This window comes from Streptomyces sp. NPDC005533 (assembly GCF_042871845.1).
In the GTDB taxonomy this organism is placed as follows: domain Bacteria; phylum Actinomycetota; class Actinomycetes; order Streptomycetales; family Streptomycetaceae; genus Streptomyces.
Map to the genome: position 1 here is coordinate 35276 of NZ_JBIAJH010000016.1, position 15562 is coordinate 50837.

The window sequence follows — 15562 nt, forward strand, 5'->3', positions numbered from 1 at the left end:
CGGATGCCCCGGATGTCCGCGTCACCGCCTGTCGCGCAGCCTGCTTGTCGGATAGTCATATAGTTTGCGTACGTGACCATTTCCGTACGAAAAGTAGCCGCCACGGCCGTCACGGCGGTGCTGGGTGCCGCCCTCGCGGGCTGCGGGGGCGGCGCCGCACCGGACGCCGGACACGAAGCGCGCCTGGGCACTCCCGCCGCCACGGCCTCCGGAGCGCCCACCGCGTCCCCCCTGAACAGCGCGCCCCCCGGCCCGCAGGCCGGCGCCCCGCAGGCCGGCGCGCCCGCCAAGGCCCCGACCCTGACCCCCGGCCCGAACGGCCTGACCCCGGTCTTCGAACGGGCGCAGCAGCGGACGGACAAGACCGTGGCGCTGAGCTTCGACGCCGACATGACCTCCGACCAGGGGCCGCGCGCCGCGGACGGGGAGCACTTCGACAACCCGCAGCTGATCTCGACCCTGCGCACGCTCAAGGTGCCCTCGACGATCTTCATGACGGGCCGCTGGGCCGAGGAGTACCCGGACCAGGCGAAGTCCATCGGCACCGACCCGAACTTCGAGATCGCCAACCACTCGTACAGCCACCACGCCTTCAAGTCCCCCTGCTACGGGCTGCCGGCGCTCGACGCCGCCGCCGCCCGCGCCGACGTGGACCGGGCCTTCGCCGCCTTCCGGCAGGCAGGGGCCGTCAACACCGTCCCCTACTTCCGCTTCCCCGGCGGCTGTTACGACGACCAGGCGCTGCGGGCCCTGTCCACGGCCAAGGTCACGGCCGTCCAGTGGGACGTCGTCAGCGGGGACGCCTTCGCGAAGGACCCGGACGCGGTGGCCGAGCAGGTGCTCACCGGGGTGAAGCCCGGCTCGGTGGTGGTCATGCACTGCACGCGCAGCGCCGCCCCGGTCACCGAGGAGGCCATCCGGAAGATCGTCCCGGAGCTGCGCAAGCGCGGCTACCGCTTCGTGAAGGTCTCCGAGCTGATCGGCCGGTAGCGCGGGCCGGGCGGACACGGCTCAGCCGGAGCAGGCGGTGCGCTGCGCGTCCTGCCACTCGCACACCGGGCAGAGCACCACGCCCGGCGTCGCGACCCCGTACTCGGTGGGCTTGCCGCACCCCAGGCAGTCCGCGTAGGGCGGCCCGCCCACCCGCCCGGCCGGGGCGGCGGGGGCGGGGCAGTACGACGGGGTCCCGTTCGGCTGGTCCATGCGTACGAGCCTAGGTCGTCTCTTTCGGATCTTGCCGGTCAAGCCCGCGTCGTCCGGTGCCGTGCATCGGCGTGTTGGCGGGGCGCCCTCGTACTGGACGTACTGGGGTGCTCCGCCAACGCGGCGAGGTGCGGTGCCGGGCGGCGCGGGCGAGGCAAGATCCGGAAGAGACGGCCTAGCGGCGGGGCGCACCCGGCGGCGAAGGGCCTTCGGAGAGATGCTGCCGGAGCACTGGTAGGAAACTTTCCTTCCTGTTAAGGTCCCGGGCGGCGGCTCGGCGCGGTGCCCACCCCCCACGGGCATGACGCGCTCAGCGAGAGCTCTGACCCGGCCGCCGCGGCGCCGCCCCCTGCCCGCCCGCGGGCCGGGGACAGCGCCGCCCGCGCCAGTGCCCAGCTCTCGCCGCCCCCTCGAAGCAGGGAGTTCCAGGTATGCGCCCGAACACCTTCGACCGGCCGCCGCTGTCACGCGGCAGACTCCGCACCCTCCTCCTCTCCGGCGTCACCGCGCTCGCGCTCGTCTGCGGGCTCCTCCTGGCCTGGCCCGATCGCGCCGGGGCCGCCGCCGACCCCCTCATATCCCGCGGGAAGCCCGCCACCGCGTCCTCCACCGAGAGCTCGTCACTGGGCGCGAAGAACGCCTTCGACGGCGATCCGGCCACCCGCTGGGCCAGCGCCGAGGGCAAGGACCCGCAGTGGATCCGGGTCGACCTCGGCGCCCGCGCCACCGTCACGCGGGTGCGGCTGACCTGGGAAGCGGCCTACGCGAAGGCGTACCGCGTCGAGCTGTCCGACGACGGCGCCGCCTGGACCCCGCTGGCCACCGAGTCCGCGGGCAACGGCGGCGTCGACGACTGGACCGGCCTGTCCGGGAAGGGCCGGTACCTGCGCGTACAGGGCACCGCCCGCGGTACCGCGTACGGCTACTCGCTCTTCGAAGCCGAGGTGTACGGCACCGTCGAGACCGGTCCCCCGCCGGGCGGCGCCTTCACCGTCGTCGCCGCCGGTGACATCGCCGCGCAGTGCACGTCCTCCGACAGCGGCTGCGCCCACCCCAAGACCGCCGCGCTCGCCCGGCAGATCGACCCGAAGTTCTATCTGACGATGGGTGACAACCAGTACGACGACGCCCGGCTCTCCGACTTCCGCGCCTACTACGACAAGAGCTGGGGCGCCTTCAAGGCCAAGACCCGCCCCGTGCCGGGCAACCACGAGACCTACGACCCGGCCGGCCCGCTCGCCGGGTACAAGTCGTACTTCGGGAGCATCGCCTACCCGCAGGGCAAGAGCTGGTACAGCTACGACGAGGGCAACTGGCACTTCATCGCCCTCGACTCCAACTCCTTCGACCAGGCCGCCCAGATCGACTGGCTCAAGGCCGATCTCGCCGCCAACGCCAAGCGCTGCGTCGCCGCCTACTGGCACCACCCGCTGTTCTCCTCCGGCGGCCACGGCAACGACCCGGTCTCCAAGCCGGTCTGGAAGATCCTCTACGCCGCGAAGGCGGACCTCGTCCTGGGCGGCCACGACCACCACTACGAGCGGTTCGCCCCGCAGGACCCCGAGGGCCGGGCGACCGCCGACGGGATCGTGGAGATCGTCGGCGGGATGGGCGGCGCCGAGCCCTACCCGATCGAGGAGGTCCAGCCCAACAGCCAGAAGCGGATCAGCGGACCGTACGGCGTGGTGAAGCTCGACTTCACCGACTCCGGCTACGGGTGGACCTACGTCGCCACCGACGGCCAGGTCAAGGACACCAGCCCGAAGTACAGCTGCCACTGATGTACCTGGCCGCCAACGGCCGCCCGGACGCGCCGCCCCGCCCCCCGGGGGCCGGGCGGCGCGTCCCCGCCGCCGTCCTCGCGCTCGGCACGGTCAGCCTCGTCACCGACGTCTCCTCGGAGATGGTCACGGCGGTGCTGCCGCTCTACCTCGTCCTCGATCTGGGCCTGACCCCCCTCCAGTTCGGTTTCCTGGACGGGACGTTCAACGGGGCCACCGCCCTCGTACGGCTGCTCGGCGGGCGGCTCGCCGACCGTCGCGGCCACCACAAGCGGGTCGCCGGCGCCGGCTACCTGCTCTCCGCGCTGTCCCGGCTCGGACTGCTCCTCGCCGGCGGCGCCACCGCCGGGATCACCGCCGCGCTCGCCGCCGACCGCCTCGGCAAGGGCATCCGCACCGCCCCGCGCGACGCCCTGATCTCCCTCAGCGGGCCCCCGGAGCAGCTCGGCCGGTCCTTCGGCGTGCACCGTGCCATGGACACCACGGGCGCCCTCCTCGGGCCGCTCGCCGCGTTCGCCGTGCTGGGGGCGACCGCCGACGCCTACGACGCGGTGTTCGCCGTCAGCTTCTGCACCGGCCTGCTCGGCGTGCTCCTGCTCGTCCTGTACGTCCCGGCCGCCCCCGCGGCCACGGTCGTCCCCGGGCCCGCGCGTGCGCCCAGGACCGCGGCCCTGCGCGACCCCGCCTTCCGCCGCGTCCTGTACGCCGCGGCCCTGCTCGGCGCCACCACCATCGGCGACGCCTTCCTCTACCTGCTGCTCCTGCGCGGCCTCGACCTGCCGCCCGCCCTGTTCGCGCTGCTGCCGCTCGGCGCCGCCGCCGTCTACCTCCTGCTCGCCGTCCCCGCGGGCCGGTTCGCCGACCGGTCCGGACGCCGGCCGGCCTTCCTGCTCGGGCACGGCGCCCTGCTCTGCGCGTACGCCGTACTGCTGGCGCCCGTCTCCTGGCCGACCGTCGTCGCCGTTCTGGCCCTGCTGGGGGTCTTCTACGCCGGCACGGACGGCGTCCTCATGGCACTGGCCGCGCCGGCGCTGCCCGCGCGGGGCCGGGCGGGCGGCCTCGCGCTGCTGCAGACCGGCCAGGCACTGGCCCGGCTGCTCGGCGCCGCCGGGTTCGGGGCGGCCTGGACCCTCTGGGGACAACGGCCCGCGCTGTGGGCGGCCGGGCTCGCGCTGGCCGGGGCGCTCGTGGCCGCCTCGCGCATCCTGCCCGCCGCTCCCCCGACCGCCCCGGAGGCATCGTGAACCCCCCGTCCCGACGGCTGCGCCTGGTCTTCGTCATCGCCGCGGTCCTGTTGCTGGCGGGAGGCTCGCTGGGCTACGTCCTGCACGCGCGGCACCGGGAACGCCCGCCCGGGCAGCAGGCCGACGCCTCCTTCACCCTCGCGGAACCCGGCCTCTACTTCAGGGACTCGGCCGGCGGACGGGTCGCGCGCGAAGGCGGTCCGGGCCTGCCGCGGGTGACGGGCGGCCCCTCCTGCGACCGCTTCCACGCCGCCGGCGAGCACGCCCTGTGCCTGCGCCGACTGCCCGGCGTCCCGCCCCGCACCGACGCCCTCGTCCTCGACCGGCGGCTGCGCGAGATCCGCCGGGTGACCGTGCCCGGCATCCCCAACCGGGCCCGCGTCTCCGCCTCGGGGCAGCTCCTGTCCTGGACGACCTTCACGACCGGCGACTCCTACGCCACCACCGCGTTCTCCACCCGGACGGCGATCCTGGACCTGCGCACCGGCTATCTGGTCAAGTCGATCGAGCAGATCCCGCTGACCCTCGGCGGGGCCCGTCACCACGACTCCGACGTCAACTTCTGGGGCGTCACCTTCGCCGCCGACGACAACCGCTTCTACGCCACCGTCTCCACCCGGGGCAGCACCCACCTCGTCGAGGGAGACCTGCGCGCCTGGTCGGCGAAGGCGCTGCGGGAGAACGCCGAATGCCCCTCGCTGGCGCCGGACGGCACGCGCGTCGCCTTCAAGAAGAGGGTCTCCGACGACCCCCGGACACCCTGGCGGCTGTACGTCCTCGACCTCGCGACGATGCGCGAACACCCGTCGGCCGAACCCCGCGGCGTCGACGACCAGGCCGCCTGGCTGGACGACTCGACGCTCGCCTACGCCCTCCCGGGACAGGACGGCCGCGCGAGCGACATCTGGTCGGCCCGGGCGGACGGCACGGGCGAGCCCCGCCTCCTCGTGCCGGGCGGTTCGTCACCCGCCGACATGCGCTGAGGGGTGTCGCGCCGCTCGTCGGCACGACACCCCTCAGAGTCCTGGCCCTACTTCACGACGGGGGTGTTCGGGAGGAGCGAGAACCCGCTGCCGCACGCCGCCACGATGTTCGACGGGTCGAAAGCCGTGTTGTCGGTGGTGCACACGGCCTGGTACTGGGCCCCGTTGTGGGTCAGCAGCGTGATGTAGAGGAGACCCGGGTTGGCCTCGGTGACCGAGGTCGCGGTGCCGATGACACACGTCGGCGCGTTGTCGAGGGCGTCGAGGTTGATCCACACGCCCGTGTTCCGGCTGTCGTTGAGGAACGCGTTTCCTTGCGCGTCGCTCGCGACGCGGAAGATCACCGGGCCCGGGAAGTTGACGTAGTCCGGAGCGGCAGAGCTGACGTCGCGCGCGCCGCACTTCTTGCCCGACGCCATGGAGCTGCTGGAGTTCGGGGCGCTCCCCGGGCCGTCGTCGGCGACCGCGGACGGGACCATGAGGGCCCCGAGCAGGACCGCTCCCGATACGACCGACATGCCCCGCGCAGCCCAAGCCAGCTTCTTCATGTGCTTCCTTTCCTGGAGGGAGGCACTCCGCCGCACGCGGAGTGGCCACTTCTACGGGAACGGGTATCCCCCCACCCCAGCAAAAAGTCACGTTACGTTATGAGATGTCACTCTTTGGAACGGCTAGAGACGTCGAATGGCGGCGGCGCGGCAGGCGGCCGCGCCCGCGGCGCCCGCCAGGAGCAGCGCCCCCGCGAAGGCCGTGAGCGGCAGCGGTGCGGATCCCGAGCGCGCCCCCGCGACCAGGGCCGACAGCGCCCCGTGGGCCGGAGAGGGCGCGAGGACCAGGGCCAGCAGGGAGCCGAGGGCCGCGGCCAGGACTCCGTAGCCGCGGCGTCGTACCAGCGGCCTGCTGCACAGCGCCCCCACGGCGGCGCCGGTCAGCGCGCACACCGCCACCGCCAGACCGCCCGCGAGGGCGGTCCGGGCGGGGTCGGGCCCGACCCGGTCACCGAGCAGCAGCGCCACGGCCGCGCCCGCGCCGCCGGTGGGCAGCGCCCCGGCGAGGGCGGTGAGCAGGGCCGCCGCCTGCACCCGGGCCGGACCGGCCGCGGCGGCGGCGACGTCGCGGGCCGCGGCGGGCTCGCTGGTGACGCAGATCCGCACCAGCCAGGCCGTCAGCGGGACCAGGCCGGCGGCCGCGTAGCCGAGGGAGTCGAGCACCGGGTCGCCCGGCCGGATCCCGACGGCCACGAAGGCGGCGTAGAGGGCGAAGGGGGCGAGCCAGCGCTGGGAGCGCAGCAGCAGCGCGCCCTGGTAACGGACGAGGGCGGTCACGGCAGTTCCTCCACGGCGCGGACGTGCCAGGGCGGGCGGGCGGTGAGCAGGACGCGCAGGACCTCGTCGGAGCGGTGGGCGGCCACGATCAGCACCACGGCGCCGTCGGGACCGGGGCGCCCGTCGAGCCCCGGCGGCAGCGGGCCGCCGGGCGGTCCGGCGGCCCGGATCCGTACCCGGGGCCCCGCCGGCTTGGACCGGGGTGCGTGCAGGGGAACGGGAACCAGCGCGGTCCCCTCGACCCGGTGGTGGGCGTCGGGGGCGCCCGCGAGCCGGCCCGGGTCGTGGTCCACGAACACCACGGCGGCTCCGGCGGCGGTGCGTTCGGCGACGGCGAGGTCCAGCTCGGCGCGGGCCGCGGCGTCCAGCCCGGTCCACGCCTCGTCGAGGACGAGGAGCTCCGGCTCGGCGAGCAGGGCCTGGGCGACGGCCACCTTCTGGCTGGTCCCCTTGGACAGTTCGGCCATCGGGGTGCGGGCGTGCCCGGCGGCCCCGAACCGCTCCAGCCAGTGCTCCGCCCGCCGGGCCGCGGTGGTCCGCCCGAGGCCGTGCACCCGGCCCAGGTGGGTCAGGTAGGAGACGGCCGTGAGCGGCAGCGCCGCCGGGAAGCGCTCGGGCACGTAGGCGGTGCGGCGCGGGCGACCGTCGACGCGCCCCTCGGTCGGGGTGTCGATCCCGGCGACGAGCCGCAACAGGGTGGACTTGCCGCCGCCGTTGCCGCCCTCGATCCGTACGAGGGCTCCGGGCGGCAGCTCCATCGAGACCCCGCGCAGCACCCAGGGTCGACGCGGCCCGTAACGCCGGCCCACATCGGTGAGGTTCAGTGCGCGGCCGCCGTCTCGGTGACCTCGCTCGGGCGGACGATCACGAAGCCCTCGCCGCGCAGCATCAGCTGGACGGCCTCGCCGGAGCCCCCGCGGATCATCGAGCCGACCGACTGGGAGCGGTGCAGTCCGGTCTCCAGCTGGGCGCTCCAGCCGACGACCGCGTCCGTGTCGACGTAGACCGGGGCCTGGGCGGTGACCGGGATGATGATCGGGTTGCCGTCGCAGATCACGGCGAGCTTGCCGGTGCCGGTGAAGACGCTGTTGAAGAGGCCGCCGCCGGTCATGCCGGCGCCCTTCACCATCTTGATCTCGTAGGACAGGGTCGGGTCGAAGCAGAGCACGTTGCGGCCGTTGACGGTGAGGGCGTCACCCGGTTCGAAGTCGATGATGAAGCAGTTGGCCGCCTGGTGGGCGAACCAGGCCTCGCCCTGGCCGCGCACGGACATCAGCGCCAGGCCCTCGCCCGTCACGGCGCGCTTCAGCATCCCGCCTATGCCCTGGCCCTTGCGCTCGAACTGGAGGTTGCCGCGGAAGGCGACCATCGAGCCCTGACGGGCCAGCATTTCACCGTTGACGTTGTACTTGACGGACTTGGCGTTCTGCAGGCTCATGCCGGGGGTGACGGCGGCCTGGGCCAGGTTCTCGGACGCGAAAAGATCACTCTTCATGCCGCCGATCCTCACCCGCGGCGAGCACCCGGGACATCCTCCTTGAGGTGGAGCCTGGCATCCTTGGCCGGATGAGCAGCCAGCACCCGAACGACATCTCCGACGTGCCCGCGGTCGGCGCGGACAGCCCCTTCCGGGAGGAGCACGCCCTGCGCGACGAGGCCCCGCAGTTCGTCCTGCCGCTGGTGGTCCGGATCGAGAAGGCGGAGCCGCCGGCCCGGACCGACGCCCTGGAGACGGCCGCCCGCGCGGTGCTGGTGCTGCTCACCGACGAGCGGGCGCAGGGCGAGGGCGAGTGGGCCGAGGCGGTCCGCGACTGGCAGGACGCGCGGATCCGCAAGGTGGTCCGGCGCGCCCGCGGGGCGGAGTGGCGCAAGGCGCAGACCCTGCCGGGTGTCACGGTGCACGGGGACACCTCGGAGGTACGGGTCTTTCCGCCGGTGCCCCTGGACGGCTGGCCCAAGGAGCTCGCGAAGCTCCAGGTGTCGGGCACCGATCTGGACGATCCCGAGCCGGTGGCCGCGGTCGAGGACCCGGAGCTGCCCGTGCTGTGGCTCAACCCGGGCCTCGACATGTCGGCCGGCAAGGCGATGGCCCAGGCCGGGCACGCGGCGCAGCTGGCGTGGTGGGAGCTGACCGGCGCGGAGAAGGCCGCCTGGCGCGACTCCGGCTTCCGGCTGGCCGTACGGACGGCCGCGCGCGAGCGGTGGGCGGAACTGGCCGGGAGCGGGCTGCCGGTGGTGCGCGACGCCGGGTTCACCGAGATCGCGCCGGGCAGCGCGACGGTGGTCTCCGACCATCCGGCGCTGCGCGCCCGGCTCTGACGGAGCCGCCCGAGGACCCGGCGCGAGCGCGGGAACCTCAAATGTTGCTCTGAACGTCCCCTGCTGCGGTTGGCGCGACCGCGTCGGGGCCATGACATCGGCACACGATGCGTTGAGAGGGGGCGAGGGGACATGAAGCCCATGGCACACCTGGGGGTGGGCATCGGCTGGCGGCCGGAGATCGCGGACGCCATCGAGCGGCTGCCCGGCCTCGACTGGGTCGAGGTGGTGGCCGAGAACATCTGTCCGGGCCACCTGCCCGAGGCACTGCTGCGGCTGCGCGAGCGCGGCACGAAGGTCGTGCCGCACGGGGTCTCGCTCGGCCTCGGCGGCGCCGACCGGCCGGACCCGGCGAAGCTGGCGGCGCTCGGAGAGCGGGCGGTGGCGCTGGGGGCGCCGCTCGTCACCGAGCACATCGCGTTCGTACGGACCTCCTCGCCGGTGCTGGAGGCCGGGCACCTGCTGCCGGTGCCGCGCACGCGCGACGCGCTGGACGTGCTGTGCGAGAACGTACGGATCGCGCAGGACGCGCTGCCCGTGCCGCTGGCGCTGGAGAACATCGCGGCGCTGTTCTCGTGGCCGGGCGAGGAGCTGACCGAGGGCCGGTTCCTCACGGAGCTGGTCGAACGGACCGGGGTCCGGCTGCTCGTCGACGTGGCCAACCTGCACACCAACCGGGTCAACCGGGGCGAGGACCCGGCGGCCGTCCTCGACGCGATCCCGCTGGAGGCGCTGGCGTACGTGCACGTGGCGGGCGGGGTCGAGCGGGACGGCGTCTGGCACGACACGCACGCGCACCCGGTGCCGCCGGTGGTGCTCGACCTGCTCGCCGCGCTCCGCTCGCGGGTGGACCCGCCGGGCGTGCTGCTGGAGCGGGACGACGACTTCCCGCCGGAGGCGGAGCTCGCGGGCGAACTGGAGGCGATCCGGGCGGTGGTGACGGCCGGCCCCGCGGCGGGGGTCCGCCCGGACACCGCGCCGGATGCCGCAGCCGCGTCGGAGGCCGCCGCCGCGTCCGAGGCCGCCGCCGGGCCCGGGGGCCGCGTCGCCGCCGAGGCCGCCCGGACCCGGGTCGCGCTCGGGCAGGCCGCGCTGCTGTCGGCGCTGGTGGCCGGGACCCCCGTTCCCGAGGGCTTCGACCGCGGGCGCATCCGCGTGCAGGCCCGGGCGCTGGCCGCCAAGCGGGCCGACGTCGTGGCCAAGGTGGCTCCGGAGCTGCCCGGGCTGCTGGGCGGCCGCGGCCCGTACCGCGAGGCGTTCCTCGCCTATGCCAAGAGCCGCCCGATGACCGCCGGATACCGGCGGGACGCGCTGGACTTCGCCGAACACCTGCTGATCCGGGACCTGCCGGCCGATCCCGCCGACCGGCGCCGGCTCACCGCCTGGTGGCGGGAACGGGCCGGGGTGCGGCCGCCCCGCCGGGTCGTCCGCTGGGCCCGCGCGCTCGCGGGGAGGGCGGCATGAACCTCCTCGCCGTGGCGGTCTGGGCCGCCGTAGCCGTCTCCTCCTTCCTGCTGCTGCGCGGGGTGCGCAGGGGCCGCCCCGCCGCGACGGGATCCGCGGCCGCTCTCCACGACCTGTCCGAGGCCGCCTTCGTGGTGGGCGGGCCGGCCACGGTCGTGGACGCCGCGCTCGTCTCGATGCTCGGCGACGGCCGCCTCGTGGTCGGTGGCCCGGGCATCGTCCAGGTGCGTCCCGGGGCGCGGGCCGTCGACCCGGCCGAGCGCGCCGTGCTCCAGGCCCACGCGGGGGCTCCCTCGGGCTGGCTCTACCAGGTGCGGTACGCCGCCATGTGCGACCCGGCCGTCCAGGAGATCGGGGACGCGCTGGCCGACCGCGGGCTGGTCCGGCCGCCCGGATCCGGCCGGAGCCGGCGCCGCTGGGGGCTGGTCCAGACCGTCGTGTGCGCGCTCCTGATCCCGGTGTCGCTGGTCCTGACCTTCGTGGGGCTCGCCCTCGACAGCGGCGCCCAGGTGCCGTTCATCGTGAAGGTGCTGCCGGTGCTGGTGATCGGCATCGTCGTGGGCGTGATCGGCTCGGTCCGGGCCAAGAGCCGGGTCACCGGGGCGGGGCTGCGGGCGCTGCGGGCGCTGCGTTCCGCGTACGTGAACGACCGGACCCCGCACGTCCAGACGGCCCTGTTCGGACTGCGCGGCCTGCGCGACCCGTACCTGCGCCAGCAGCTGGTGCCCGCCGCCCGCGGCACCCGGCTGGCCGCCGCGCAGTCGGGCGCGCGCTCCCACCACACCCACCACCACGCCCACGGTTCGTCGTCCGATTCCTCGGACGTGCTGCTGCCGGTGGTGTGGTGCGCCGCGGGCGACGGCGGGAGCGGGGGTTCGGGCTGCGGTGCCTCGGGCGGCGGCTGCGCCTCCTCCGGCAGCGGCTGCGGGGGCAGCGGCTCCGGTTGCTCCGGCGGCAGCGGGTCGAGCTGCGGCAGCTCGTCCGGTTCCAGTTGTTCGAGCAGTTCGGGCTCCAGCTGTTCCAGCAGTTCGAGTTCGAGCTGTTCCAGCAGCAGTTCCTGATCCGCCGACGGGGGCACGGTGGGCGACACCCGCCGGTGATCCTTTACAACGGACCCGGTCCGGCCTCTCATCACTTCATACGATGAGAGGCAGGCCCCCGTCATGCGGACGCGACTCGCGCGCCACGGAGCCGCCGTCGCGGCGCTCTCCCTCGCCCTCTGCACACCGGCCGCCGGCGCCGCACCGGTCCCGCCGACCGCCGAAGCCGAGTGGGCCGACGCTGTTCCGGCCGGAGCCGAGTCGGCCGGAGCGGCGCTCGCCGCCCGCCGCGCCGCCACCGCCCGCCTCGACTTCCGCGCCTGCCCCGACGTCGAGGGGCTGTCCGGCCCGGTCCGCTGCGCCGAGCTGCGCGTACCGCTGGACTACGCCCGCCCCGACGGCCCGCAGATCTCCCTCACGGTGAGCCGGGTCGCCGCCACCCGCGCCCGCGGAGCCGTCCGCCAGGGCGCGCTCGTCCACCACCCCGGCGGCCCCGGAGCCTCCGGCATGCACTTCCCGCTCGTCGCCGAACTACCCGAGTGGCAGCGGATCGCCGCCGCCTACGACCTCGTCGGCTACGCCCCGCGCGGCGTCGGCCGCTCGGCCCCGCTGTCCTGCCAGGACCCCGCCGAACGCGCCACGGGCCCCACCCAGGAGCCGGCCGAGCCCTCCCCCGCGTACAAGCGGCAGCGCGTCCGGGCCGCCCGGGCCTACGCCCGCGGCTGCGCGCAGCGGGCCGGCGCGGCCCTGCCGTACTACTCGACCCTGAACAACGCCCGCGACCTGCACGTCCTGCGCGCCGCGCTCGGCGAGGACCGGCTGACCTTCCTGGGCGCCTCGTACGGCACCTACCTCGGCGCCGTCTACGCCACCCTGCACCCGGGCCACGTCCGCCGGATGGTCCTGGACTCGGCGGTCGATCCCGACCCGCGCCGCGTCTGGTACCGCAACACCCTCGCCCAGGGGCCCGCCTTCGAGCGCCGCTGGTACGACTTCCGCGCCTGGGCCGCCCGGCACCACGCCACGTACCGCCTCGGCGCCACCCCCGCGGCCGTGCAGGCGAGCTACGAGCGGGTCCGGGACGCGGTGGCCCGTACCCCCGCCGGCGGGAGGGTCGGCACCGGTGAACTCCGGGCCGCCTACCTCCAGGTCGCGTACGACGACGACGTCTGGCCGCAGCGGGCGTCGGCCCTGGCGGCCTTCCTGCGCGGCGATCCGGCGCAACTGACCGCGCAGGCCGCTCCGGACCCGGCGGGGGCGGCCGCGGCGGAGAACGCGACGGCCGTCTACACGGCGGTGCTGTGCAACGACGCCCCCTGGCCCGCGGACTGGGAGACCTGGGAGCGCGACCACACCGTGCCGGCCCGCGAGGCCCCCTTCGAGACCTGGGCCCATGCTTTCCTGCACCTGCCGTGCGCCTCCTGGCCGGTGCCGCGGCGGCAGCGGCCTGTGGCGGTCGAGGGGCCGGCCGGGCTGCCGCGGACGCTGGTGGTCGCGGCGGAGCGGGACGGGGCGACCCCGTACGCGGGGGCGCTGGAGCTCCAGCGGCGGCTCGGCGCCGGGGCCGGGCTGGTGACGGAGGCGGGGGCCGGCTCGCACGGAGTGGTCGGCGGACGCAACGACTGCGTGGACCGGCACGTGGAGCGGTATCTGCTGACGGGCGCCGTCCCGGGGTGGCGCGTCAGGTGTGCGCCGCATCCGGAGCCCGCACCGGTGTCGCTGGACGACCGGGCAGCGGGCGCCCGCGGGGCGCTGCTGCCGCCAGTCGTCTGAACTTCCGGGCGGGATCTCCGGCTGCGTCGTTTCGGGGGCAGGGCCTCCCGATCCACCGGAGGAACTCACCTGACGGTGTGGTCGTCCTCCGGTCCTTCCCCCCAGGGGAGGTATCAGGCGAGCCCGGCCACCAGATCGGCGACGGACTTGCGGCGTCCGGTGTAGAAGGGCACCTCTTCCCGGACGTGCATGCGGGCCTCGGAGGCGCGCAGGTGACGCATGAGGTCGACGATGCGGTACAGCTCGTCCGCCTCGAAGGCCAGCATCCACTCGTAGTCGCCCAGCGAGAAGGAGGCGACGGTGTTGGCGCGGACGTCGGGGTAGCCGCGGGCCATCTTGCCGTGGTCGGCGAGCATGCGGCGACGGTCCTCGTCCGGCAGCAGGTACCAGTCGTAACTGCGCACGAAGGGGTACACGCTGACGTAGTCGCGGGCGACCTCGTCGGCGAGGAAGGCCGGGATGTGCGACTTGTTGAACTCGGCCGGGCGGTGCAGGGCCATGTTCGACCACACCGGCTCCAGCGCGCGGCCCAGCTTCGTGCGGCGGAACAGGTTGTACGCGGTCTGCAGCTCGTCCGCGGTCTCCGCGTGCCACCAGATCATGATGTCGGCGTCGGCGCGCAGGCCGGAGACGTCATAGGTGCCGCGGACGGTGATGTCCTTGGCGGCCAGCTGGTCGAACAGCTCCTGGACCTCGTCGGCGAAACCGGCGCGGTCCTCGGGCAGGACGTCCTTCAGCTTGAAGACGGACCACAGGGTGTAGCGGATGACCTCGTTGAGGTCCTTCGCCTTCTTCCCCGCGTTGGGAATCTTCTCTGGTGCAGTCATGTTCCTATTGTCCCGTGCGCTGATCAGTGGTCGGCGCCAGGGGTGCCGTACGCGCGCCGAGGGAGGCGAGCACCGCCCGCGCGGCGCGGTCGGCGCTGCCGATGCAGGCCGGGATGCCCACCCCGTCGTAGAGCGCGCCGCACACCGCGAGGCCCGGCAGGGCGGCGACGGCCGCGCGGATCCGGGCGACGCGGTCGAGGTGGCCGACCGGGTACTGGGGCAGCCCGCCGTCCCAGCGGGTCACGGTGGAGGCGACCGGCCGGGCCGCGAGGCCCACGGCCTCGCCGAGGTCCGCGAGGGAGACGTCGACCAGCTCGCCGTCCTCGCGTCCCAGGTCGGCCTCGTCGCCGTACCGGCCCACCGAGGTGCGCAGCAGGAAGAGCTCGGGATCCGCCCCCGCCCAGGCCCACTTGTTGCTGGAGAAGGTGGAGGCCTTGATGGTCCGGCCGTCCACGGGCGGTACGAGGAACCCGCTGGCGTCCCCGCCGGCGACGGCGGCCGGCAGGTCGGAGCGGCGGAAGGCCATGGTGACCAGGGCCATCGAGGCGTATTCGACGCCGCGCAGTTCGGCGGCGGCGGTGGGCGCGAGCCCGTCGAGCAGGCGGGCGGCGGGCCCGGCCGGGGTGGCCAGGACCACTCCGTCGGCCTCGATGATCTCGGTGGTCCCGGCGGTCCCGCCGGTCCCGGCGCCGGCCACGATCCGCCAGCCTTCAGCCGTACGCGTGACCTCGGTGACGGGGGCGCCGGTGACGATCCGCGCTCCGGCCGCGCGGCAGGCCTCGGCCACGGCGAGCGGCAGCCGTCCGATGCCGCCGTCGATGCCGGCGAAGACCGGACCGGCCTGCTGGGGCTGGGCCGCGGCCCGGCGCTGCAGTTCCCGTACGCCGTCGAAGAGCAGGGCGTACGTCCGGGCGGCCTCGAAGAGCTGGGGGACGGCGGCCCGCATGGAGATGCGGTAGGCGTTGCCGGCGTAGACCCCGCCGAGCAGCGGCTCCACCAGCCGGTCGACGACCTCGTGGCCGAGCCGGGCGGCGACGTACGCGCCGACGGCGACGTCCTCGCCGAGCTCGGCGGGCGGCAGTTCGCGTTCGGCCTCGATGCGGGCCAGGGCCTGCGCGGAGAGCACGCCGGAGGCGGCGAGCGGCGCCAGGTCGCCCGGGACCCCCATGACGTGCCCGCGCGGCATCGGCCGGAGCGCGCCGCGGGTCCACAGGTGGGCGGTGGCGGTGGCGGGCGGCTGCACGGATTCGCCGAGGCCCACGGCCCGGGCGAGGGCCACGCCTTCGGGGCGGCGGGCGAGCATGGATTCGGCGCCGAGGTCGACGCGGGCCCCGGCGAGCTCGCCGGCGTACAGCTTGCCGCCGAGGCGCGGTCCGGCCTCCAGCAGCGTGACGCGGGCCCCTTCGGCGAGCAGCCGGTGGGCCGCCGCGAGGCCGGCGATGCCGCCGCCGATGACGACGACGTGGCCGGGGGAGCCCGGTCGGCCCGGCCGATCCGTACGCATGTCCGCTTCGTGCATGGACACATCGTCTCAGACCGATCATCGAGGCCGGACCGTGACCGCATCGGGACCGGCCCGGGACCGTGTGAGCGAAACCCGCGA

Annotated in this window: 15 protein-coding genes; 8 read left to right on the top strand and 7 right to left on the bottom strand. The window is 74.9% G+C overall.

Annotation, left to right across the window (positions count from 1 at the left end; all coding sequences use genetic code 11):
• Nucleotides 1-72: 72 nt before the first annotated feature.
• Entirely contained in the window at nucleotides 73-990 is a 918-nt protein-coding gene (locus ACFYP3_RS18150) for a polysaccharide deacetylase family protein (RefSeq protein WP_388833127.1), read from the top strand.
• 21 nt (nucleotides 991-1011) lie between these two features.
• Here ACFYP3_RS18150 and ACFYP3_RS18155 read toward each other — a convergent pair whose 3' ends face one another.
• A complete protein-coding gene (locus ACFYP3_RS18155) occupies nucleotides 1012-1203 on the bottom strand; it encodes a hypothetical protein (RefSeq protein ID WP_388833129.1) in 192 nt (63 codons plus the stop codon).
• Between the two features lie 431 nt (nucleotides 1204-1634).
• On the opposite strand from ACFYP3_RS18155, the gene ACFYP3_RS18160 reads away from it, so the two are divergent.
• From ACFYP3_RS18160 to ACFYP3_RS18170, 3 genes are read left to right on the top strand one after another with little or no spacing between them, the layout of a single operon-like run.
• Entirely contained in the window at nucleotides 1635-2984 is a 1350-nt protein-coding gene (locus ACFYP3_RS18160; RefSeq protein ID WP_388833131.1) for a discoidin domain-containing protein, read from the top strand.
• Nucleotides 2984-4228 carry an MFS transporter gene (locus ACFYP3_RS18165; protein WP_388833133.1) on the top strand — a complete coding sequence of 415 codons (1245 nt, stop codon included), beginning with the start codon at nucleotides 2984-2986 and terminating at the stop codon, nucleotides 4226-4228. Before ACFYP3_RS18160 ends, ACFYP3_RS18165 begins: the two co-directional genes overlap by 1 nt.
• A complete protein-coding gene (locus tag ACFYP3_RS18170) occupies nucleotides 4222-5211 on the top strand; it encodes a TolB family protein (protein ID WP_388833398.1) in 990 nt (329 codons plus the stop codon). Before ACFYP3_RS18165 ends, ACFYP3_RS18170 begins: the two co-directional genes overlap by 7 nt.
• Before the next feature lie 47 nt (nucleotides 5212-5258).
• Here the strand turns inward: ACFYP3_RS18170 and ACFYP3_RS18175 are convergent, their stop codons facing one another.
• The 4 genes from ACFYP3_RS18175 to ACFYP3_RS18190 form a co-directional block, all read right to left on the bottom strand.
• Nucleotides 5259-5759, bottom strand: a complete 501-nt coding sequence (locus tag ACFYP3_RS18175) for a hypothetical protein (protein ID WP_388833135.1) — start codon at nucleotides 5757-5759, stop codon at nucleotides 5259-5261.
• Between the two features lie 123 nt (nucleotides 5760-5882).
• A complete protein-coding gene (locus tag ACFYP3_RS18180; protein WP_388833137.1) occupies nucleotides 5883-6536 on the bottom strand; it encodes an ABC transporter in 654 nt (217 codons plus the stop codon).
• Entirely contained in the window at nucleotides 6533-7360 is an 828-nt protein-coding gene (locus ACFYP3_RS18185) for an ATP-binding cassette domain-containing protein (RefSeq protein WP_388833401.1), read from the bottom strand. Before ACFYP3_RS18185 ends, ACFYP3_RS18180 begins: the two co-directional genes overlap by 4 nt.
• On the bottom strand, nucleotides 7357-8031 hold the full coding sequence (locus ACFYP3_RS18190; RefSeq protein ID WP_030713549.1) for an AIM24 family protein: 675 nt from the start codon (nucleotides 8029-8031) through the stop codon (nucleotides 7357-7359). Before ACFYP3_RS18190 ends, ACFYP3_RS18185 begins: the two co-directional genes overlap by 4 nt.
• A gap of 71 nt (nucleotides 8032-8102) precedes the next feature.
• Here ACFYP3_RS18190 and ACFYP3_RS18195 point away from each other — a divergent pair, with 71 nt between their 5' ends.
• The 4 genes from ACFYP3_RS18195 (at nucleotide 8103) to ACFYP3_RS18210 (ending at nucleotide 13132) form a co-directional block, all read left to right on the top strand.
• A complete protein-coding gene (locus tag ACFYP3_RS18195; protein WP_388833140.1) occupies nucleotides 8103-8855 on the top strand; it encodes a peptidyl-tRNA hydrolase in 753 nt (250 codons plus the stop codon).
• 132 nt (nucleotides 8856-8987) lie between these two features.
• On the top strand, nucleotides 8988-10319 hold the full coding sequence (locus tag ACFYP3_RS18200; protein ID WP_388833143.1) for a DUF692 domain-containing protein: 1332 nt from the start codon (nucleotides 8988-8990) through the stop codon (nucleotides 10317-10319).
• Nucleotides 10316-11380 carry a TIGR04222 domain-containing membrane protein gene (locus ACFYP3_RS18205; RefSeq protein WP_388833146.1) on the top strand — a complete coding sequence of 355 codons (1065 nt, stop codon included), beginning with the start codon at nucleotides 10316-10318 and terminating at the stop codon, nucleotides 11378-11380. Before ACFYP3_RS18200 ends, ACFYP3_RS18205 begins: the two co-directional genes overlap by 4 nt.
• A gap of 102 nt (nucleotides 11381-11482) precedes the next feature.
• A complete protein-coding gene (locus tag ACFYP3_RS18210) occupies nucleotides 11483-13132 on the top strand; it encodes an alpha/beta hydrolase (RefSeq protein ID WP_388833148.1) in 1650 nt (549 codons plus the stop codon).
• 113 nt (nucleotides 13133-13245) lie between these two features.
• Here the strand turns inward: ACFYP3_RS18210 and hemQ are convergent, their stop codons facing one another.
• Both hemQ and hemG read right to left on the bottom strand, forming a co-directional pair.
• Entirely contained in the window at nucleotides 13246-13959 is a 714-nt protein-coding gene (gene hemQ, locus ACFYP3_RS18215; protein ID WP_319732494.1) for a hydrogen peroxide-dependent heme synthase, read from the bottom strand.
• Between the two features lie 4 nt (nucleotides 13960-13963).
• Complete coding sequence (hemG, locus tag ACFYP3_RS18220; protein ID WP_388833151.1) at nucleotides 13964-15478, bottom strand: protoporphyrinogen oxidase; 1515 nt, start codon at nucleotides 15476-15478, stop codon at nucleotides 13964-13966.
• Nucleotides 15479-15562 lie beyond the last annotated feature (84 nt).